15 protein-coding genes are annotated in these 20,305 nt (G+C 63.6%); 8 read left to right on the top strand and 7 right to left on the bottom strand.

Translation table 11 applies throughout. The annotated features are described in order from the left end of the window. Positions 1-36 precede the first annotated feature (36 nt). Positions 37-798, top strand: coding sequence for a GNAT family N-acyltransferase (locus tag O0882_RS14230; protein ID WP_289948920.1), 762 nt, complete (start codon positions 37-39; stop codon positions 796-798). Here the strand turns inward: O0882_RS14230 and O0882_RS14225 are convergent. From O0882_RS14225 to O0882_RS14215, 3 genes are all read right to left on the bottom strand, one after another. Then, positions 731-6,214: a CHAT domain-containing protein gene (locus tag O0882_RS14225; RefSeq protein ID WP_289948919.1), complete on the bottom strand. Its 5,484-nt coding sequence runs from the start codon at positions 6,212-6,214 to the stop codon at positions 731-733. The genes O0882_RS14230 and O0882_RS14225 overlap by 68 nt on opposite strands. Positions 6,215-6,496: 282 nt before the next feature. After that, positions 6,497-6,784: a hypothetical protein gene (locus tag O0882_RS14220; protein ID WP_034786045.1), complete on the bottom strand. Its 288-nt coding sequence runs from the start codon at positions 6,782-6,784 to the stop codon at positions 6,497-6,499. A gap of 179 nt (positions 6,785-6,963) precedes the next feature. Then, positions 6,964-7,656, bottom strand: a complete 693-nt coding sequence (locus tag O0882_RS14215; RefSeq protein WP_096234921.1) for an ABC transporter ATP-binding protein — start codon at positions 7,654-7,656, stop codon at positions 6,964-6,966. Between the two features lie 310 nt (positions 7,657-7,966). Here O0882_RS14215 and egtD point away from each other — a divergent pair, with 310 nt between their 5' ends. Both egtD and egtB read left to right on the top strand, forming a co-directional pair. Beyond that, positions 7,967-8,959, top strand: a complete 993-nt coding sequence (gene egtD, locus O0882_RS14210) for an L-histidine N(alpha)-methyltransferase (protein WP_289948914.1) — start codon at positions 7,967-7,969, stop codon at positions 8,957-8,959. 9 nt (positions 8,960-8,968) lie between these two features. Continuing rightward, positions 8,969-10,225, top strand: coding sequence for an ergothioneine biosynthesis protein EgtB (gene egtB, locus O0882_RS14205; protein WP_289948912.1), 1,257 nt, complete (start codon positions 8,969-8,971; stop codon positions 10,223-10,225). 5 nt (positions 10,226-10,230) lie between these two features. Here the strand turns inward: egtB and O0882_RS14200 are convergent, their stop codons facing one another. Next, positions 10,231-11,835 (bottom strand): methyl-accepting chemotaxis protein, encoded by a 1,605-nt coding sequence (locus O0882_RS14200; RefSeq protein WP_289948910.1) that lies wholly within the window; start codon positions 11,833-11,835, stop codon positions 10,231-10,233. A 169-nt stretch (positions 11,836-12,004) separates the two neighbouring features. After that, a complete protein-coding gene (leuA, locus tag O0882_RS14195) occupies positions 12,005-13,711 on the bottom strand; it encodes a 2-isopropylmalate synthase (RefSeq protein ID WP_289948908.1) in 1,707 nt (568 codons plus the stop codon). A 489-nt stretch (positions 13,712-14,200) separates the two neighbouring features. Here leuA and O0882_RS14190 point away from each other — a divergent pair, with 489 nt between their 5' ends. The 4 genes from O0882_RS14190 to O0882_RS14175 are packed head-to-tail and all read left to right on the top strand — an operon-like array spanning position 14,201 to position 18,265. After that, positions 14,201-14,410, top strand: a complete 210-nt coding sequence (locus O0882_RS14190) for a type VI secretion system baseplate subunit TssF (RefSeq protein ID WP_289948906.1) — start codon at positions 14,201-14,203, stop codon at positions 14,408-14,410. Between the two features lie 9 nt (positions 14,411-14,419). Continuing rightward, positions 14,420-15,475, top strand: a complete 1,056-nt coding sequence (locus O0882_RS14185) for a DUF3274 domain-containing protein (protein ID WP_289948905.1) — start codon at positions 14,420-14,422, stop codon at positions 15,473-15,475. Positions 15,476-15,511: 36 nt separating this feature from the next. Further along, positions 15,512-16,864: a virulence factor gene (locus tag O0882_RS14180; protein WP_289948904.1), complete on the top strand. Its 1,353-nt coding sequence runs from the start codon at positions 15,512-15,514 to the stop codon at positions 16,862-16,864. A gap of 54 nt (positions 16,865-16,918) precedes the next feature. Further along, positions 16,919-18,265, top strand: a complete 1,347-nt coding sequence (locus tag O0882_RS14175; protein WP_289948903.1) for a virulence factor — start codon at positions 16,919-16,921, stop codon at positions 18,263-18,265. A gap of 14 nt (positions 18,266-18,279) precedes the next feature. Here the strand turns inward: O0882_RS14175 and O0882_RS14170 are convergent, their stop codons facing one another. Further along, complete coding sequence (locus O0882_RS14170; RefSeq protein ID WP_289948902.1) at positions 18,280-18,567, bottom strand: barstar family protein; 288 nt, start codon at positions 18,565-18,567, stop codon at positions 18,280-18,282. Continuing rightward, complete coding sequence (locus O0882_RS14165) at positions 18,564-19,226, bottom strand: hypothetical protein (RefSeq protein WP_289948901.1); 663 nt, start codon at positions 19,224-19,226, stop codon at positions 18,564-18,566. The genes O0882_RS14170 and O0882_RS14165 overlap by 4 nt, the downstream gene beginning before the upstream one ends. A gap of 165 nt (positions 19,227-19,391) precedes the next feature. Here O0882_RS14165 and O0882_RS14160 point away from each other — a divergent pair, with 165 nt between their 5' ends. Further along, positions 19,392-20,303 (top strand): patatin-like phospholipase family protein, encoded by a 912-nt coding sequence (locus O0882_RS14160; RefSeq protein WP_289948900.1) that lies wholly within the window; start codon positions 19,392-19,394, stop codon positions 20,301-20,303. Positions 20,304-20,305 lie beyond the last annotated feature (2 nt).

The following is a 20,305-nucleotide window of genomic DNA, read 5'->3' as shown; positions in this document are numbered from 1 at the left end:
TACGCTGGAGTCGTCTTGATCACAGGGGATGAAACCATGCAGAACATAGTCGCATCAAACGAAGCCAAGGCCCGGCCGGTCCAACTGGTGCTGAGCCAGGCCACTACCGCGGCGGAATTGCGCGAAGTCCAGCGTTTGCGTTACAAGGTGTTTATCGAGGCCATGGGATTGAGCTCGCTGGCGAATGCCGATGGCCTCGACAGCGATGAGTTCGACGCGCATTGCGATCATCTGATCGTGCGCGATGCCGATACCCTGAAAGTGGTGGGCACTTACCGCGTGCTGAGCGCGGCCAAGGCGGCCAAGATCGGCCGGCTGTATGCGGAAAACGAGTTCGACCTGAGCCGCCTGAAGAACCTGCGCGGACGCATGGTCGAAGCGGGCCGTGCCTGCATCCATCCCAAGTACCGGGGCGGCAGCGTGATCATGCTGCTGTGGTCGGGCCTGGCCGAGTACATGCGCCGCGAGCGCTGCGACTACCTGGTCGGCTGCGCCAGCATCAGCCTGGCCGATGGCGGGCATAACGCCGTTGCCGTGTACCAGGCGCTGGCCGAAAAGCACATGGCCCCAAGCGAATACCGCGTCACGCCGCACCTGCCTTTCCCCATCCACCAGGTGGAAGCGGCGCACAAGCCGCAAGTGCCGCCGCTGATCAAGGGCTATCTGCGTTCGGGGGCCTGGATTTGCGGCGAACCGGCGTGGGACCCTGATTTCGAAAGCGCCGACATGTTCATGATGATGCCGCTGGCGAATCTGGACGAGCGCTATGCGCGCCACTACGGCGTGGTGCCTGGCTAAGGTTAATGCCGGGGAGTGAGGCCTGCAACTGGCTGGCCAGCGCCTGCACGGCGCTGCGCAAGCCGGTCTGCGCGCTGTCGGGCGGCAGCAGTTCGAGCAGGAAGCGCAGCGGCACGGTGATCGCTTCGGGTTCGCCGATGCTGCCATGGCGCCGCACGGCGTCGTGGTACAAGGCCAGGAAGGCGGCGCGCGCGGGCGCGTCGAAGGGCTGGCCGTCCGGCACTTGCCACAGGGCCGCCAGCAGGGCGGCGCGCACGGGGGCGCCGGCGTCGATGGCGCGGTGTTCGTCCGCGTGGCGCTGGCGCGCATAGGTGATGGCGTCGTGCAGCAAGTCGCCCAGTTGCGCATCGAGTGCGCGCCAGGCGTCGCCGTCGCCATGGGCTTTCAACAGCAGGGCGCCCGCCAGCACCTGGAAAATCAGGTCGCAGTCGGCCACGCCGCTGCGCCGCCGCGCTTCGTCCAGCGCCCCCAGGCAGGCATCGGTCATGGCGCGCAGCGCCGGCGTGCCGGAATGGCCTTCGGCGCAGGCCAGGCGTGCCTGCAAGGCCCAGTAGCGTCCCAGCAGGGCCAGGCGCTGCGCCGTGGGCGCCAGCGCCACCAGCAGGTCGATATGCTGTTTTCCATCCTGCAGCAATTGCCGTCCCTGCGCCATATCCGGCACGACGGGCACCTCGATGCCGGCGCCCGCATCGATGCCGCACAGGGCCGCGCCCTGGCGTATCTCCAATTCCGCCCAATGCGCCAGCGCGCGCAAACCCACCTTGCCGTCGGCCGCGCTGTGCGCCGCCCGGTAGTGTTCGATGGCGCGCAGGGTGTTCTCCAGTCCCCCCAGGCCGGCGCGCGTGGCGGCCATGTTTTCGCGGATGTCGGCGCAGCCGAAGAAGCGCGCGCGCACGGCTTGCTCGATGCTGGCCAGCTTTTCCTCGATGGCGGCGCGGCGCGCAGGATCGGCGCCCGCCAGGCGCGCATGCAGGGTTTCCAGGTCGGCCAGCAGGTGGCCGTGGTAGTGATAGTCGGGCGCCTGCCAGGGCCGGCTCTGGGTATTCGGGAAACGGTAGCGGTCGTCGCCATACGCCTGGTAGGCGCCCCAGGTATTCGACGCCGGGAACTGCAGGTACGCCGCCTCGCGCGCCAGGCGCACGGCGTCGCCGAAGTATTCGCCGCTCAGCATGGCGTGATAAAAGCTGTGCGCGAAGATGCTGGCCGCCTGATCGTCGATGCGCCAGCCGGCCGCGATGACCGCCTGCGAGCCCATTTCAATGAAGGCCGTGGCCAGGCTGGCGGCCAGTTTCGACCACGGCGCGATGGCGTCCGGGCGCATGTCGCCCAGGTGGCAGCAATTGATGAAGACGAATTGCGGCACGCGTTTCAGCTTGCCCACCTGCGCCGCCGTCAGCCGCGTCTTCGGTCCCAGCACCAGGCCCGTATGCGCGATGCCGGGGCCGGCCACTTCGCCGTGGCCGGCCAGGTGGATGGCGAAATAGCGCTCGTCGAACAGGTGCACCAGCACGCGCTGCGCGTGCGGGCGCAGCAGCTCGCGCACCTGGTAGCCGTAGGCGCGGAACATGCGCGCCACGTCCTGCGCCTCGGCCTGCGCGGCGGGCAGCTCGGGCAGGCCGGAATCGGTGTCGCCGATCACCAGCACGCTGTTGCTGGGCGGGCTGGTGGCGGGCGGCTGCTCGCGCAGGCTGGCCAGCTGGCGCACCATGCCGATGCGCGTCGACAGCGGGCTTTCCTCGCTGCCCGCCTCGTCGCGCATCAGCTCCCACGGATAGATGGCGGCACTCTGGTCGACGGCCAGGATCAGGCCGCGCATCTCGGGGATGGCCGCCTTGAGGCCATTGGGCAGCATCAGTTCGTACAGCGCGCGCGACAGGCCCGGCTGGTCGGTGGTGTTGTCGGTGGCGTCCATGATCAGGCCATCGACGGCCTGGCGCTGGTTCGGCTCCTCGTCGACGCTGTTGTGGGCGCGGTCCGTCAGCACGGTGAAGCGCAGGGCGCCGGAGAGGTCCGCGGCGACGATCTGCACGCGGCGCCAGCCATTGTCGCCGCTCAGGCTGGGCAAGATGCGCCGGTAGCCGCCCGGGCTGTGGCGGATGCGCCGCTCGAACGTGAAGCTGCCCTGGTAGCGCGCCTCGGCCATGATCTGCTCGATGGCCACGGCGGCGGCGATGGCGCGCGCCTCGGATTGTTCATAGATGGCGATGTGGCCGATGCGGCAGGCCATGCCCGCGTCTTCCAGGCGCCGGTTGGCGCTGCGCACGCCATCGATCAGGGCCCGCGCGCACAGGGCGATGCTCAAGCCGCCATAGCCGGAACCGGACAACAGGCTGGCCACGCGCAAGCCGTGTGCGCCCATCGGCGGCGCAGCCGCATGGCCGGCGGCGCGCACCTGCAGACAGACGCAGGCGTATTCGAGCAGGCCGCCGGCAAAGGCGCGCGCCAGTTCGCCCGGCGTCAGTTCGCCCAGCGCGCCCAGGCCGATGACGATGGCGCCGCCGGGCCGGCGCGCGGCATCGGGTTGCAGCACCACCAGGGCAGAGTCGGGACGCTGCGGGAAGCGCCCCAGCGCGTGGATTTCCTGCAGCTTGCCCGCCAGCAGGCGGTCGAGAAAACTCATGCTGCCGCGCAGCGATTCATACGCGTAGCAGCCGCTCATGACGGGCGCGTCGGCCGAGGCCATGCTGCCGTGGATGACGGATAGGCTCAGCTGCGGCGCGCAGACCTCCGGCGTGCTGGCGGGGCCGGCGGCGCCGAGGGCGGCGTCGAGCAGTTCCGGCGGCTGCGGGTACAGCGGCCGCGCATCGGGGGCGTATGGACGGAAGCGCGGCGGGGCGCCGCCCGGCGCGTGCGGCGGGCGCCGGGACAGGCCTGCGCCCTGGCCGTTCTCGAGCAGTTGCGCGATGGCCGGGTAGGTTTCTTTTTGCAGCAGCAGGTCGCCATGCGCCACCGGCAGGTAGCACGCTTGCACGCCGTCCGGCACCGCGCCTTGCCAGGCCGTGCGGCCATCGCCGTCCGGCGACCAGGCCGTCTCGATGCCGCCGTCGCGCAGGCGCAGCGCCACCGGCGTGTCGGCGCACCCGGCCAGGTAGCAGCAATGGCGGGCATCGAGCGGGGCGGCCTCCAGCAAGGCCACGGTGGCGCGCGCCGCCGCCAGCGCTGGTGCCTCGGGCGCCTGCCAGCCGTCGGGCAGGCCCGCTTGCGCATCGCCGGCGGCCAGTTGCGCCCAGGCGTCGCTGTCGAAATAATCGATGCTGCCGGCCACCTGCGGCTGCGGCTGCGGCCACGGCAGCATGTCCAGCACGCCGGGAAAGGCGCGCACGAAGCCGAGAAACTGGCGCCGCGTGTGCTTCCAGCCTATCCAGCAGGCCAGCATCCGCACCAGCGGATCGCGTCCCAGCAGCACTTGCACCATCGCTTGCGTGCCCCGGTTGGCCGTGCCTACCTGCAGCAGGCGACTGCCGGGCAGGGCGCCGAAGCGCTGCCAGCGGTCCTTCAATGCCAGGCGCGCCACCAGCCCGCCCGTGCCGTGGGCAAGGATGCGCAAAGGTTGTCCGCGCTGTTCGGCGTCGCGCATGGCCTCGTCCAGCACGGGCAGGAAGGCGTTGCCGGAGTGCTGCAGCGACAAACGCCAGTCATACGTAAAGGGCCGCACTTCCTGGCTTTGCGCGAGAAAGCGGGCAAACGGTTCATAGCAGGATTCGACCCAGCCGGCGCTGACGATGTGTGGCTGGCCCACGGCCAGGCGCTCGATGCGCCCTTCGACCAGGTTGACGGGGTCGAACCAGATGCGGTTGCTGCCCACTTGCAGATGGCTGCCCATGATGTCGGGCAGCAGCAGCACGATGGGAGCGTGCGCGCGCCGCTTCGGCACTTCGCCGCCGCGTCCCAGCGCGCCGTGCTCGATGCCGGCCAGCGGCTGGTAGGCGCTGTCGTCGCCCGTGAGCGCCTGCACTGCCGCCAGGCCGGACGGTGCGCGCTCGAAGTAGTTCAGGTGGTGCGTCTGCGGCCCGCGCAGCAGCAGTTGCCGTACCGGCGTGCTGCGCGTGGCGCCGCCCGCCATCGAGGCGCAGTTGACCACCAGGTCGTTCTGGCCGCCGTACAGCTGGTCGCCGAGGCAGTCGCCCAGCCAGCCCAGCAAGCCATCGCCGCTGCACGCGCCGGCCAGCACGTGCAGCGGGCTGGCCACGCGCACGTCGGGCGCGTTGAGCAGCGCCACCAGGGGCGAGTCGGGCATCATCGCTTCCAGGCCCGGCAGGATGCGCGCGTCGCAGCGCTGCCGCACCACGGCCAGCAGGAAGGCCATGCCGCCATCGGGCACATCGTCCTGCGGCAGCAGGTTGCACATCACGCTGGCCCAGCGGTCGAGCCGGCCCGACATCAAGGTGGTGCCGCGCGCCGGGCAGGCCACGCGCACGAAGCGGGCGATGCGGATGGCGCGCGTCTTCAACTCCTCGCCCAGTTCGCGCAGGCGCGCCGCATCCGCGTCGTGGCCGGCGCGTGCGCCCAGCCGTGCCTGCGCCGTGAAGTGCCCGATATCGTGGCTGTTGAACGCTTCGCCGCCTACCGTGTTTTCGCTCAGCCGTTCCAGGCCGTCGCCAGCCAGGTCGACGGCGCCGCGGCTGTCGATGCGCTGCGCGCGCGCCAGCAATTCGCCCACCAGGCCGCCGCGCGAATGGGCCAGCAGGTGCAGCACGGCGCCGTGCGGCAGCTGGCGCACGAGCGCCAGCGCGTTCTCGATGGGGCTTTCGCTGAGGCTGCGGTGCTCGTAGCCGTAGATGCGGTTGCCGTATTGCGCCACCAGCTGCGGCGCCAGGCCATTGCGCCACAGGCCGCCAAAGCTGCGCTGGGTCGACGACGCCGTGCCGTGCAACAGCAGCAGCACCGGTTCCGGCCCGGCGGGCACGCTGGCGACGGACGTCATGCTGCCCGCTTCGATGCCGCAGCGGTACAGGCCCAGGCGCTGTTCCAGCTGGCGGTCCTGGAAGGCGCCCGCCGCCGCCAGCGCAGTCATGGCGGCGGCGCCGCAGCGGTACACGCGCACGGCCCGCAGCATCCAGGCGCCCAGGCCGTCGCGGCTGGCGCCGGGCGGCGGGCGCGCCGCCTGCGGGCGCAAGGCCAGCCCCACTTCGATGCTGGCGGGCGCGTCGTCGCGTGCCGCCATGACCGGCCCCAGGTAGCGTGGCAGGTCCAGGCTGCTCGCCAGCAGTGAACTGCCGTCGCACAACAGCAGCTGCACCACGTCGGCCGGACCGATATCGAGTGCCGTGCGGCAACTGCCGATGCCGCGCGCGCCCGACAGCACGTGGGTCTCGCTGTGCCAGCCGGGCGCGGCGGGGCAGTCCCCGGCGTCGGCGAGGGGATCGCGCGTGAGCGTCAGACGCAGCACGGGCGGCGCAAGAGGGTCGCTGGACATGCGGTTGGGATCACTGGTTAAAAGCTGACCTTGATGCCTGCGGAGACTATGCGTGTTGCGTCAGATCAAGTTTGAGTGGAAATGCTGGCTGGCAGGGGGGGCGTGACAGCGGGGAGGGGCGCTGGAGCGGATGGGCAGAGAAACGGTCAGCATGGTTTGGGCTGGGTCTCTTCGCTATCGTGCGCGGATGTGGTGCGGTGAGCGAACTGCGCGAATTGCATGGCAAAAGTTCATGGCGCCGGGGACCTGGGTGCCTGGCATGGCATTGCAACAGCGTGTATCTCAGTGGACTGGCGTGGCGGACAGTTCCTTCAGTTCGCGGATGGTGATGTCCGATTTTTCATGCATGCGCAATAAAATCGTTGCACCGACCGACAGTTTGCCGTGACGAATCTTGCTGATGATGGGAGGCTGGACTTCCAGAACACGGCACAGTTCCGCATCATTTTTCAGGTTCATCTTCTCGATCAGGGTATCGAGCAGCTTGTTGGGCACAAAACTCGATGGTTCGAGCGCACGCGCCCGGTTCATCGCTTCAATCATTTCCAGCTTCTTTTGCCGAACGTTCATTTACTCCTCCTTCAGGTTATGCAAGGGACGAGACCACTGTATGTGGTCCCAGCTATAGTTCGTCATCGCAGTACGGCTGTCCGGGTGACGTGATACCATTCGCGTTACAACATTGATAACCAGGCAAGTGTTTTCAATAATACTACGATAACAAAACTTGTGAAAGATGGTCAGTTAAATTAACTGATTGTTTGACCAATTTGGTCGACGGTTGTTGTATTTTGTAAGCCGTTTTTGGTCAGGATCATGGTTCTGTCCGCCATTTCGGCGGCGGCCAGCGAATGTGTGACCATGATCGCGCAACTGCCGTTGGCCTTGATTTCGGCGCGCAGCAATTGCAGGATGCTGTGTGCTGTATCGGGATCGAGGTTGCCGGTCGGCTCATCGGCCAGCACCAGCGCCGGCTTGTGCACGAGCGCGCGGGCAATGGCCACGCGCTGCATTTCGCCGCCGGACAATTGCTGCGGAAAGTCGCCGCCGCGTCCGCCCAGGCCGACCGCTTCGAGCATGCTGGCGGCACGCTCCTGGGGCAGTCCGTTGAGCAGCAGCGGCAGGGCCACGTTTTGCAGCAGGGTCAGGTGCGGCAAGACGTGGAAGGCCTGGAAGATAAAGCCCATGCGGGCGCGACGCAGCCGGGTGGCGGCGGCGTCATCGAGGCTGGACATGGCGATGCCGTCCACCAGGATAGGGTGCGCTTCGGCACCCGCATCGGGCGTATCGAGGCCGGCGATCAGGTTCAGCAAGGTCGACTTGCCGACGCCCGAGTCACCCATGATGGCGATGAATTCCCCTGCCTTGAAGCGGCAGGAAATGTTGGCCAGCACGGGACGGGCATGGGCATAGGACTTCGACAGATGGCGCAATTCGAGCATGATGTTAACGGCTATCGTAAAGGGAGGCACGCGGGGGAGAGGGGGGCCTGGGAACTGCAAAGGGGCGCGGATTGATTGGCCGGCAATGTGTAGTATACGACAGGATTATCATTTTTGCTGGGCAATACCCATTTTGTGTACGTACTGCTCGTTTGAGCTTAAGTTACCTGTCGCACGGCTGGCTTGTGCGGATTCCGCTATGATGGAAAAAAGTCATCGGAAAAGGCGCCCGCACACCGCTATGGCAGGGGCGGCGCCCGGTGGCTGACCGTGCAAGCCCTTCGTGAACCTTGATAGACGACGCCAGCCCATGACCATGCCACTCGCGCAACAGCAGTCAGATTTGTCTCCCGCCAGCAACGTCCGAGTGGCCAGCGCCACTCCTGCCACGATAGTCGAGATCAGCAGCGGCCTGCTGGCGCGCGAGGCCTGGACCTCGCCCAAGTACCTGTATGACGCGCTGGGCTCGAAACTGTTCGAAGCCATTTGCGCCTTGCCCGAGTACTATCCGACGCGCACCGAGTCGGCCATCTTCGCCCGTCACGGCGCCGAGATCGCGCACGCCGTGGGGCCGGGCAGCACCCTGATCGACCTCGGTGCGGGCAATTGCGCCAAGGCCGCCAGCCTGTTCCCCCTGCTGCATCCGGCCCAGTATGTGGCCGTGGATATTTCCTATGATTTCCTCAGTGAATCGCTGAGCCGGCTGCAGCAGCGCTTTCCGCACATCGAGATGACGGGCCTGGGCCTGGATTTCTCCAGCCGCCTGGACTTGCCCGACAGCGTGCGCGAGGCGCGGCGCCTGTTCTTCTATCCCGGCTCGTCGATCGGCAATTTTGCGCCTGAACAAGCAACCGCCTTTTTGCGCCGCCTGCGCGCGAATGCGGACGGCGATGGCGGCTTGCTGATCGGCGTCGACCTGATCAAGGACGATGCCATCCTCGACGCCGCCTATGACGATGCGCTGGGCGTCACGGCCGCCTTCAACCTGAACATGCTGCGCCATGTGAACGGCCTGATCGGCGCGGACTTCGACGTGCGTGCGTGGCGGCACCACGGCTTTTTCAACGCCGAAGAGCGCCGCGTCGAAATGCACCTGGAAGCGCGCAGCGAACAAGTTGTCCGTTGGAAAGGTGGCCAGCGGCGTTTCGCGAAAGGCGAACGCATCCATACAGAAGACAGCTACAAATACACCCGTGCAAGTTTCGTCGGCTTGCTGGAGCAGGCGGGGTTTTCCACCGTGCAAGTCTGGACGGACCCGCAGCAGTGGTTTGCCGTCATTTACGCACGCGTTATTCGAGACTAAAAGGCGACGATGCTGATCGATCATTACCATCAAGTGCGCCAGTATTCTCTGCTGCTGGCCGAGCCCCTGTCCGACGAGGATTGCGGGGCCCAGTCGATGCCGGACGCCAGTCCCGTGAAATGGCATCTGGCGCATACCACCTGGTTTTTCGAAACGTTTATTCTGGAAAGCATGGAAGCGGCGTTCATGCCGTTCCACCCCGCCTTCCGCGTGCTGTTCAATTCCTACTACAACGGGGTGGGCGAGAAGCATCCGCGCGCCCAGCGGGGCTTGCTGACGCGCCCCGGCATGGCGCAAGTGCGCGCCTACCGGATCGATGTCGATGCGCGCATCGGCCGGCTGCTGGCCAGTGAGCTGGCGCGTCCCGAGCGCGAACGGCTGACCATGCTGCTGGCGCTGGGGCTCGAACACGAGCAGCAGCACCAGGAGTTGCTGTTGACGGACGTGAAACACTTGCTGGCGCAGAGCGCCCTGTTTCCCGCTTACATGGACAATGCGCTGAACAATGCGCTGGCCAGCGCGGTGGCGCCAGCGCAAGAACACGCGCAGCCCACGGCGTGGCTCGCCTTCGACGGCGGCCTGGCGCAGATCGGCCATGCGGGCGATGGTTTTTGCTTCGACAATGAATTGCCGCGCCATCCGCAGTACGTGGCGCCGTTCGAGCTGGCCACTGCACTGGTGACGAATGGCGAATTTCTCGCCTTCATCGAGGCGGGCGGTTACCGCACGGCCCACCTGTGGCTAGCCGAAGGCTGGGACTGGGTCCGCACGCAACAGCTGGCATGCCCGCTGTATTGGCAGTGCGACGAGGCGGGCCACTGGCAGGAATTCACTTTATTCGGCTTGCGCGCGCTGGACCCGCAGGCGCCAGCCACGCACTTGTCGCTGTTCGAGGCGGACGCGTATGCGCATTGGGCTGGCGCGCGCCTGCCGACGGAAGCCGAATGGGAAGTAGCGGCGCAAGGCGTCGCCGTGGAAGTGGGGCAGTTGAATCCTGCCGCCGGTGCGCCGGGAGCGGGACTGCGGCAAATGTTCGGGCACTGCTGGCAGTGGACCAGCAGCAGCTATGCGCCGTATCCCGGCTACCGCACGGCGCCCGGGGCGCTGGGTGAATACAACGGCAAGTTCATGCTGAACCAGTATGTGCTGCGCGGCTCGTCGTGCGCCACGCCGGCCGGCCATGCGCGCGCCAGCTACCGCAATTTCTTTCCTGCTGGTGCGCGCTGGCAATTTTCCGGCATCCGCCTGGCTCGCCAGGTGGAATAGCTGAGCTAGTTCAAGCGCGGGGTGGCGGTTGGCGCAGGGCGGGCTGGCGCCTTGCCGCCGGCGTTCTGTTCCAGCTTGAACTGGCTGACGAGGGTTTCCAGTTCGCCCGCCTGTTCATGCATGGCTGCCGCGGCCGCAGCCGCTTCTTCGACCAGGGCCGCGTTCTGCTGCGTCGTCTGGTCCATCTGCATGATGGCGGCATTGATCTGCTCGATGCCTTCGCTTTGCTCGTGGTTGGCGACGCTGATTTCACCGACGATGGCGCTGACCCGGCCCACGCTGGCCACCACTTCGTCCATCGTGGCGCCCGCCTGGCTGACCAGCTGCGCGCCCTGTCCCACGCGGTTGACGGAGTCGGCAATGAGTTCCTTGATTTCCTTGGCAGCCGCTGCCGAGCGCTGCGCCAGGTTGCGCACTTCGGTGGCCACCACGGCAAAGCCGCGTCCCTGTTCGCCGGCACGCGCCGCTTCCACGGCCGCGTTCAGGGCCAGGATATTCGTCTGGAAGGCGATGCCGTCGATGACGGCGATGATGTCGACGATCTTGCGCGACGATGCATTGATGGCATCCATGGTGCCGATCACTTCCGCCATGGCCGTGCCGCCGCGCTGGGCGATGGTGGATGCCGAGCGGGCCAGGCTGTCCGCCTGGCGCGCATTGTCGCTGTTGCTGCGCACGGTGCTCGTCAGTTCGATCATCGACGAGGCCGTTTCTTCCAGCGCGCTGGCCTGCGCTTCCGTGCGGGCCGACAGGTCGGCATTGCCGCTGGCAATCTGGCTCGACGCCACGGCGATGGTGCCCGTGCCGCCCCGCACTTGCCCCACGATGGTGGCCAGGCTGGTATTCATGTCGCGCAGCGCCTGCAGCAGCTGGCCCGTTTCATCCTTGCCGTCGGCCACGATTTTACTGCTCAGGTCGCCTGCGGCCACGGCTTGCGCCACGCGCAGGGCATACGCGATGGGCGTGGTGATCGAGCGCGTGACCCACCAGGCAAAGAGCACGCCCAGCAGCAGGGCGGCCGTGCCCAGGCTGGCCATCAGCATATTGGCTGCTGTAATATTGTGCTGGATTTGCTGGCCGCCATGCACGACCACCGCGCGCTGGATTTCGTTCAGTTGGTTCACCGTCTTTTGCAAGCGGTTCAGGGCGGGCAGGGTATCGTCGCGCACATACACGGCCGCTTCCGCGCGTTGTCCCGCCACCAGCAGCTTGTCGGCCTGGCTGAACGAAACGACATAGGCTTTGCGCTGCTGCTTCAGGGTAGCCAGCAGCTCCTTGCCTTCAGGCAGCACGATCAGGCGGTCGAGGATAGCCAGCGCATCGCTGATGGTGGCTTTGTTGGCGTCGATTTCGCCATGGATGGCGTTGGCGCGGGCCGGGTCTTCATGGATGAACAGTTCCAGAACGAGCGCCGCGTTCGAACGCGTGGTGCTGCGGATGGTGGCGATGGCGTCGGCCTTGGCCCAGTCTTTCTCGATGATGGACTCGCTGAGCCCACCGATTTTGTCCAGGCGCAACAATCCCGTGCCTACCAGCACTGCCATCAGCAGCAGCACCACGCCAAAACCGGCGCCCAGGCGCACGCCTATCTTCATATCCGTCAATTTCATACTGATTCCTTCGGTAGCTAATGATCTGTCTCCGCTGGTCTTATTATGAAACGATTATACGGCGCGTGATACTTCTTTTGCAGCAACAATTGCCTTGGAGAAATGAAAAAGCGGCACGGCGATCAAGCCGTACCGCTTTTTTTCCCTATGAGGGAGGCCGGAGTCGCGCTCAGGCGGCGCTGGCCGCCACATCGGCCGCTGTTGTTTTTTCGGCTTCCGTCTGCCCGATGCGGCGGTTCACTGCCGACAGCACGGCCTTGAACGAGGCGGTGACGATATTGCTGTCGATGGCGGCGCCGAACAGGGTCGGGCCATTATCGAGGCGCAATTCCACGTAGCACGCCGCTTGCGCATTGGCGCCCGAGCCGATCGAGTGCTCATGGTAATCCATCAGCTTGATATCGAGACCGAGCGCATTGACGAAGGCATCGATGGGGCCGTTGCCGCCACCTTGCAGGGCCAATGGCGTCTGGCGGTGCGACAGGCTGATGTCGATCTGCACGGATTCGTCGCTGCTGGTGTCTTCCACCATGCGGTGCGCAGCGTAGGCGTACGGCGCCGTCTGCTCCAGGTATTCCTTCTGGAAGATTTCATGGATATCCTGCGCGGCGATTTCGCGGCCCGTGGCGTCGGCCACGGCTTGCACGGCGCGCGAGAATTCGATCTGCAGGCGGCGCGGCAAGACCAGGCCGTATTCCTGTTCCAGCAAGTACGCCATGCCGCCCTTGCCGGACTGGCTGTTGACGCGGATCACGGCATCGTAGCTGCGGCCCAGGTCGGCCGGGTCGATCGGCAAGTACGGCACTTCCCAGATGCTGTCCGGTTGTTGCTTGGCAAAACCTTTCTTGATCGCATCCTGGTGCGAGCCGGAGAAGGCCGTGAAGACCAGGTCGCCCGCATACGGGTGGCGCGGGTGGACGGGCAACTGGTTGCACTCTTCCACGCACTTGCGCACGGTATCGATGTCGGAGAAATCCAGGCCCGGGTGCACGCCTTGCGTGTACAAATTCATCGCCAACGTCACCAAGTCGACGTTGCCGGTGCGCTCGCCATTGCCGAACAAGCAGCCTTCCACGCGGTCGGCGCCCGCCATCACGGCCAGCTCGGCCGAGGCGACGGCCGTGCCGCGGTCGTTATGCGGGTGCACGCTGATGATGATGGAATCGCGGCGCGCCAGTTTGCGCGACATCCATTCGATCTGGTCCGCATACACGTTGGGCGTGCTGCATTCCACGGTCGATGGCAAGTTGATGATCATCTTGTTGGCCGGCGTCGGCTTCCAGATGGCGCTGACGGCGTCGCAGATATGCTTGGAGAAATCGAGTTCCGTGGTGGAAAACGATTCCGGCGTGTATTCAAAGCCCCATTCCGTTTGCGGATGCTGCGCCACCAGCTGTTTGACCAGGGTGGTGCCGGTGGTGGCGATCTGCGTGATTTCTTCGCGCGACATGCCGAACACGACCTTGCGGAACACAGGCGCCACAGAGTTGTACAGGTGCACGATGGCGCGCTTGGCGCCGACCACCGATTCGACCGTGCGGCGTATCAATTCTTCACGCGACTGGGTCAGCACGATGATGGTGACGTCGTCCGGGATGCGGCCTTCATCGACGAGTTTGCGCACGAAGTCGAAATCCGTCTGCGATGCCGATGGGAAACCCACTTCGATTTCCTTCAGACCGATGGCGATCAGCATCTCGAAGAAGCGCAGCTTCTTTTCCGCGCTCATCGGCTCGATCAAGGACTGGTTGCCGTCGCGCAAGTCGGTGCTCATCCAGATCGGCGGTTTGCTGATGATCTGGTTCGGCCATTGACGGTCGGTCAATTTGACGGGAGGAAAAGCGCGGTATTTGGAAGCTGGGTTTTGCAACATCATGATCGGGTACTCCTGAAGATAGGGGGAAATCAATGGTTGTGGCGCAAGCTTGCCGGGCGGCCACGCAACACTAGGCCAGGCAAGCGGTCGGTAGTTTTAGCAGGCAAAACAGGGCAACGGCGCCAGCGGTGGCGGTCGCGTCAGAAGTTACGGGTGTAGCGGGGGATGGTGCAAACATCATCAAACCTTCCAGGGTTTTTGAAACACGCCGGCGTGTGGCCAGGCGAAGCAATGCGGCAAACTTATGCGCGTGCTAGCAGTAGTCGCGATAGCGACAGCAGGGAAGGGGAGGAATGTTTGAAGGAGGACATGCACTTAATGTAAGGGAAGTGGGGCCGGGCTGTCAAGCATATTTCGGCAGGGAACGATGCAGCTGCCATGCCGCAGCTCGACTTATTGTTCCTGCGCAACTTACTTTTCCGGCGATATTGAATAATGCGGATTCCGTCTGGCGACCTGTGTCGCCCGCCCTGCTTTGGAGCTGCCAGCATGGAATCGTTGCTGAAGTACTATGAACTCGAACTGGGCATGCTGCGTACGCATCAGCAGGAGTTCGCTGCGCGCTATCCCGGCGTCGCCGGTGCACTGGGTATCGTCAGCAGCGACTGCCACAATCCCCACATTGGCGGAGAACTGGACGTCGTCGAACCTGAAGACGGCCGATGGCAGCACGGGTCGCCAGACGGGTGCGGCGCGTAGCCGTGCCCTGTGCTGAACAAGAATGGCCTGCCAAAGAAAGACCGCCAGGGCAAGCTCGACCCGGGTGAAATCGCCAGGGCAGGCGGCGAGGGAATATTTACCCAGCGCGTGTTTGCCGAAGGTTTTCCCGTCGGCGTAAAAGGCGCGTACGACTACTGGGGCGATCATCGTCCTGCCATTGATTTTGGCAGCGACCATTTCTGGAATCCGCCTTCCATGATTTCCACGTATAGCGTGGCCAAGGGCCTGGAAGCGCAAGAGAACTGGCTGTTCCAGATACTCACCGTGGCGTTTGCGCCCATCGCCATCGTGGCCACCGCATTGATGCGCAAGCGTATCAATGCCTCGCCCGACAAGTACTGGAAAATCCCGCTGGAAGCGCCCGACCTGCCGGAGACCTTCTTCCCGCAGGCGAAGTTGTTTGGCGCTATCTGCCCCAGTTTCGATATGGGACTGCATCCGCATGGCTGGGATCGCAACAAGGATGCGGCCCATCCGCAGGGCGACCCGTTCCATGGCGAGCGCGAGCTGGAGATACCGCGTGGCGGCCTGCATGGCGAAAAACAGCGAACCGATGCGGCGCGCGGCAACGAAGAGAGCGAAGCGGCACTGCAATACGAGTACCACGCCTCCCTGCGCATGATGGCCAAGCGCGAAGGCAAGGTCGAGAAAGGCAAACACGTCACGGAAGAAGACCATCCCGAGACGGCGAGCGCGCAATACACGGCATGGCGCCAGCGGAAAATCCAGGCCGGCCTGGCTGGCAACGTGGGCACCTATGCCACCGATCACTCCACCATCCTGACCAATAGCGAGCATTCCAGAAAGGCGCTGGCGTATGACGTGGCCGTGGGCTGCTGCCATCTGTTGGAAACGGATTTGCGGGAGTTGAGGACCATGGCGGATTGGCGGTTTCTTGAGTATTTCGAGATTGATGAGGAACTTATATTGTTGGATAGATACATTAAAAAAGGGAAATACAAAGAGGTTGCTGTTTTGGAGTGGAGTAAGTCGGCAGAGGGCTCAATGCCAGAAAAAATTAAGAGTCTGCGCGAAAATAGGTGATTTGAAATTTTACAAACAAAATTAAAGGCTGATGCTATGGCTAAAAATTCTGTAGTGACTTCTTTGGCTGCAATCATGGCGTCGATAGGGCTATCTTCGTGTGCCGTCAATCCGGAATTGAATGCAGATAAAAATAAAGTTGACACGACTGATGTCGGCAAGCCGTTCATTGCACAAGTTGTAGGGCTGCAATGGTTGAATCCGCTTCAGCGTCAGGATTATTCAACAGAGTGGCAATTATTATGGGCTATGGGGAAGGTGCGGCCGAATAAGAGAGATGATATGTTGGAGCTATATCCAGAGAAATTTTCTGAACTAAAATATGTGTCTGATATAGCATCATCAAATAAATTGACAGGTACTTTCAAAGGCTATCATCGTAAATATGTAATCCAAATGATCGCAAGATTTCATGGCATGTATTTTTCCAACCCCACCTATTTTTATAACGCCCACGATTTTAAACACAAAAAAGGCTGGAATGAACTGGCGGGTATCCATGTCGAATATGCGGTGCCTGCAGAACGGCTTGATCCCATCCAGGCTGGTGATGTCCTGCGCGAGGAAATCATCGATACTTTTTCCATCGGCAATCCAAGTTTCCCCAACTCCTGGACCAAGTCCACCCCGCCCGACGTGCGCGTGACGGCCGGTGGCGCGCAGGCCGGTTTCATTTCCCTGGCGGCCGCGCTCGATTATCTGCAGGCGCATCCTAAGGAAACGGTGTGGGTGATGAGCTGGGATGCGCCCAGTTTTCCAAAAGACGAGCAGATCAATGAAAACATGGTCTTGCTGGTGCTGGCTGGCCCCCATTACAAGACGGAGCGCGATGCGCTGGCGTGGATAGGCTATCCGGTGACGCAGCAGGTGAGTGCCTTTACGGCGCAGAAGGGCTTGCCGCCGCCGACGGTGCAGGCGTGGCAGGCGACGCTGGCGCAGGCGGCCGCGAATGGGCGCAAGACCGATGCCGAGATCGGCTATGTGATCCATGACGCAAACAATGCGCATCCGGTCTCGTCGGATCGCATCGGCTACCTGGCGCAAACCTTGACGACGGAGCTGCCGGCCTTCGATTTTCTCCAGCAAACCTTCAACACCCCGGCGCTGCTGGGCGAAATGGGCGCCGCCACCGCCTTGACCAACGTGGCGCTGGGCATCGCGCAGGCGAATCACTTTGGCCAGAATGTGCTGGTGGCGGGCACCAGCGACGCCGGCCAGACGACCGGCGTGTTGATCTTGCCGCCGGCCAAGGTGCGCCCCATCGACCCCGTGAAACCGTGGTTCCGCGCGCGCGGCGGCGGCAATGCCTATCTGATGTGGTGGGGCATCCGGCATGCCTGGGCCACGCTGGATGCGGGACAGTTCAATGAGCAGGGATATTCAAAGTAGACGATGGGAATGGCGCGCCAGATGGCGTTTTCGATGAACTGACCAGGGTGAAAAATGAACCTTCTCTTTTCCTTTCGCAACTTGGCGGCACTGCTGGCAAGCTTGGCTTTGTCGGCATGCGTGACGCATCCGGTGAGCAGAGATGGCCGTGAGAATGAAAAAATGATTGTCCAGCCCTTCATGGCGCAAGTGGTGGGCGTGCAATGGCTAAATCCGCATCAGCGTCAGGATTATCCAACCGAATGGCAACTGCTATGGACCCTTGGGAAAGTAAGGCCAAATAAGAAAGACGACATGGTAGAACAATACCCAGCTATTTTCTCTGAGGTCAGATCTGTGTCTGGCATAGCTTCGTCAAATGATGGAAAAGGTACTTTTGTGAACTTTCACGGAAAATATGTCCAGCAGATAATTACCAAGTTTCATGGCATGTATTTTTCCAATCCCACCTATTTTTATAACGCCCACGACTTCAAACACAAAAAAGGCTGGAATGAACTGGCGGGTATCCATGTTGAGTACGCTTTGCCTGCAGAGCGGTTTGATCCTCTTCTTGCTGGGGAAGACTTGCGCAAGCAAATTACAAGTACTTTTTCCATCGGGAATCCAAGTTTCCCCAACTCCTGGAGCAAGTCCACCCCGCCTGACGTGCGCGTCACAGCCGGCGGCGCGAATGCCGGGTTTATTTCCCTGGCGGCCGCCCTTGATTATCTGCAGGCGCATCCGAGTGAAACGGTGTGGGTGATGAGCTGGGATGCGCCCAGTTTTCCGAAAGATGAACAGATCAATGAAAACATGGTCTTGCTGGTACTGGCAGGACCCCATTACAAGACGGAGCGTGATGCGCTGGCGTGGATAGCTTATCCGGCCACGCAGCAGGTCAGCGCCTTTGCGGCGCAGAAGGGCTTGCCGCCGCCGACGGTGCAGGCGTGGCAGGCGACGCTGGCGCAGGCTGCAGGCAATGGGCGCAAGAGCGAGGTAGATATCGGCTATGTGATCCATGACGCGCACAATGCGCATCCGGCTTCATCGGACCGCATCGGCCACCTGGCGCAAACCTTGACGACGGAGCTGCCAGCCTTCGATTTTCTCCAGCAGACCTTCAATACGCCTGCCTTGCTGGGCGAGATGGGCGCCGCCACCGCCTTGACGAATGTGGCGCTGGGCATCGCGCAGGCGAATCACTTTGGCCAGAACGTGCTGGTGGCGGGCACCAGCGACGTCGGCCAGACGACCGGCGTGCTGATATTGCCGCCGGCCAAGGTGCGTCCGATTGACCCCGTGAAACCGTGGTTCCGCGCGCGCGGCGGCGGCAATGCCTATCTGATGTGGTGGGGCATCCGGCATGCCTGGGCAACCTTGGACGCGGGGCAGTTCAATGAGCAGGGATATTCGAAATAGACAATGTCGCAGGCTCAGGTATGGCGCACGTGCGCCGCCTGGGCCGGCATTTCCTGCGCCATGCGCGCCAGGATGCGTTGCAGGATGGCCGCCTCGGCGGGCAGGCGTGCGGCGAAGGCTTGCCAGCCGCGCAGTTCCAGCTGTTGCGGCATGTGCACCAAGCCCGTGATGGCATCCCAGAAGGCATCCCAGTTCATGCCGTAGAAGGAAGGGAAACCCAGCGCGGAGGCCAGCGCCGCATGCAACTGGCGCGGCGAGTTGATATCGCTCAAGTCGATGGCCACCAGGGCTGGTCTGTTCACAAGATGCCCTTGAGCAGGTTCTGCAGGTTTTGCCGCATGCCGCCCACTACCGACTCGTGCTGTTCCATGATGGCGGGCGCATCCTTGAACGGTGTCGGATCGAGGTACAGGCACGGCAAGTCGGCCACGGCCACGCCGCGTGGGCCGCCGCGCAGGATGTCGTCCACATGCATGTTAATCGAGTTGGCGGCTGCCTGGATGCGTGGCGTGGCTGACGCTGCCAGGCAGGCGGCCAGCGCGGCGTCGAGGTCGGCGCGCGCGGGCGCTTGCGGCAGTACAGGCGCGGCGATCTGTTCCAGCGGCGACATGTTGACGGCCGGCTTGCGATACGCGCACAGGGTATCGAGTGCCATCAGCCGGTGCGGGCCGCCGCGCTGCAGCCAGTCAAAGATGCGCGGCCAGGGCGTGCCCAGCAGGGCCGCCGCCACACCCCATGCTCCTGCCACAGGCGAGCCGATATTCGCGTCGATCCAGTCGATGGCGGCCGGATTGCCCGTGTAGGCCAGCAGGATGGCGTTCGACGAGCGCAGCGCGGGCGCCTGTGTGGCAAGGATGGCGGTCAGCCAGGCGAGGGCGCCGTCGCCGGGGTGGCTGGCCAGCTGCTGTGAAAAAGGGGCGCTCAAGGCGCGGCTGTCGGCAAATTGCAAATCGTCGGACATGTTTGATTGAGAGTAAAGAGCAGGTGCCAGTCTAGCAGCAGGGCAGGGGCGCACGAACCTTGTCACCATAAACATTTAAGACTGCCTTCAGTGCCAGCGGCCCCGCTTGCGCTACAATCGGCTCTCCTTTGTTACCACTGCCGCGCGCGGTTCTCACTCTCCACCATGTTCCCTAAACGCCTGACCCTGCTTGCCCTGGCCGCCTTTGCGCTGGCCGGCTGCGATACCACCGCCCCGAAACCCATACAAGTATTGACGCCACCGGAACCCATCGTCGTCACGCCGCGCAAGATCAAGATCGGCCTGGCGCTGGGTGGTGGCGCGGCGCGCGGCTTCGCGCATATCGGCGTGATCAAGGCGCTCGAATCGCAGGGCATTCACGCCGACATCGTCACCGGCACCAGCGCCGGCAGCGTGGTGGGCGCCCTGTATGCGGCGGGCAACTCCGGCTTTGCCCTGCAAAAGATGGCCTTCGACATGGACGAGGCGGCCATTTCCGACTGGGCCTTGCCCCTGTTCGGCAAGTCGTCCGGCGTGCTGAAAGGCGAAGCGCTGCAAAGCTATGTCAACAAGGCTATCGGCGGCGTGCCGCTGGAAAAGCTGAAGATTCCGTTTGGCGTGGTGGCGACCGATTTGAAAAATGGCCAGCCGATCCTGTTCCAGCGTGGCAACACCGGCATGGCCGTGCGCGCCTCGTCGGCCGTGCCGGGCGTGTTCCAGCCTGTAACCATTGCCGGCCACACCTATGTCGATGGCGGCCTCGTCGCTCCCGTGCCCGTGCGCTTTGCGCGCGACATGGGCGCCGATTTCATCATCGCCGTGAATATCTCGTCGCAAACGGATACGCAAAAGGCCATCAGCTCGATGGAAGTGCTGATGCAGACGTTTGCCATCATGGGCCAGCGCATCAACCAGTTCGAACTGAAGGATGCGGACGTGGTGATCCAGCCCAGCCTGGGCACCATGAAGGGCAACGATTTCAACAGCCGCAACCAGGCCATCCTGGCGGGCGAGCAGGCGACGTTTGCCGTCATGGCGCAGCTCAAGCAAAAGCTGAAAGCCAAACGCGAGCAGTAAGC

The organism is Janthinobacterium sp. SUN073, assembly GCF_030397665.1.
Lineage (GTDB): Bacteria > Pseudomonadota > Gammaproteobacteria > Burkholderiales > Burkholderiaceae_D > Janthinobacterium.
The sequence above is the reverse complement of the archived record's forward strand: the minus strand, read 5'-3'. Positions and strand labels throughout refer to the sequence as shown.

What these genes read in the sequence shown, in the direction of transcription:
- O0882_RS14230 (WP_289948920.1), top strand. Translation starts at nt 37, where the DNA reads ATGCAGAACATAGTCGCATCAAACGAAGCCAAGGCCCGGCCGGTCCAA.
- O0882_RS14225 (WP_289948919.1), bottom strand. Translation starts at nt 6,214, where the DNA reads ATGTCCAGCGACCCTCTTGCGCCGCCCGTGCTGCGTCTGACGCTCACG.
- O0882_RS14220 (WP_034786045.1), bottom strand. Translation starts at nt 6,784, where the DNA reads ATGAACGTTCGGCAAAAGAAGCTGGAAATGATTGAAGCGATGAACCGG.
- O0882_RS14215 (WP_096234921.1), bottom strand. Translation starts at nt 7,656, where the DNA reads ATGCTCGAATTGCGCCATCTGTCGAAGTCCTATGCCCATGCCCGTCCC.
- egtD (WP_289948914.1), top strand. Translation starts at nt 7,967, where the DNA reads ATGACCATGCCACTCGCGCAACAGCAGTCAGATTTGTCTCCCGCCAGC.
- egtB (WP_289948912.1), top strand. Translation starts at nt 8,969, where the DNA reads ATGCTGATCGATCATTACCATCAAGTGCGCCAGTATTCTCTGCTGCTG.
- O0882_RS14200 (WP_289948910.1), bottom strand. Translation starts at nt 11,835, where the DNA reads ATGAAATTGACGGATATGAAGATAGGCGTGCGCCTGGGCGCCGGTTTT.
- leuA (WP_289948908.1), bottom strand. Translation starts at nt 13,711, where the DNA reads ATGATGTTGCAAAACCCAGCTTCCAAATACCGCGCTTTTCCTCCCGTC.
- O0882_RS14190 (WP_289948906.1), top strand. Translation starts at nt 14,201, where the DNA reads ATGGAATCGTTGCTGAAGTACTATGAACTCGAACTGGGCATGCTGCGT.
- O0882_RS14180 (WP_289948904.1), top strand. Translation starts at nt 15,512, where the DNA reads ATGGCTAAAAATTCTGTAGTGACTTCTTTGGCTGCAATCATGGCGTCG.
- O0882_RS14175 (WP_289948903.1), top strand. Translation starts at nt 16,919, where the DNA reads ATGAACCTTCTCTTTTCCTTTCGCAACTTGGCGGCACTGCTGGCAAGC.
- O0882_RS14165 (WP_289948901.1), bottom strand. Translation starts at nt 19,226, where the DNA reads ATGTCCGACGATTTGCAATTTGCCGACAGCCGCGCCTTGAGCGCCCCT.
- O0882_RS14160 (WP_289948900.1), top strand. Translation starts at nt 19,392, where the DNA reads ATGTTCCCTAAACGCCTGACCCTGCTTGCCCTGGCCGCCTTTGCGCTG.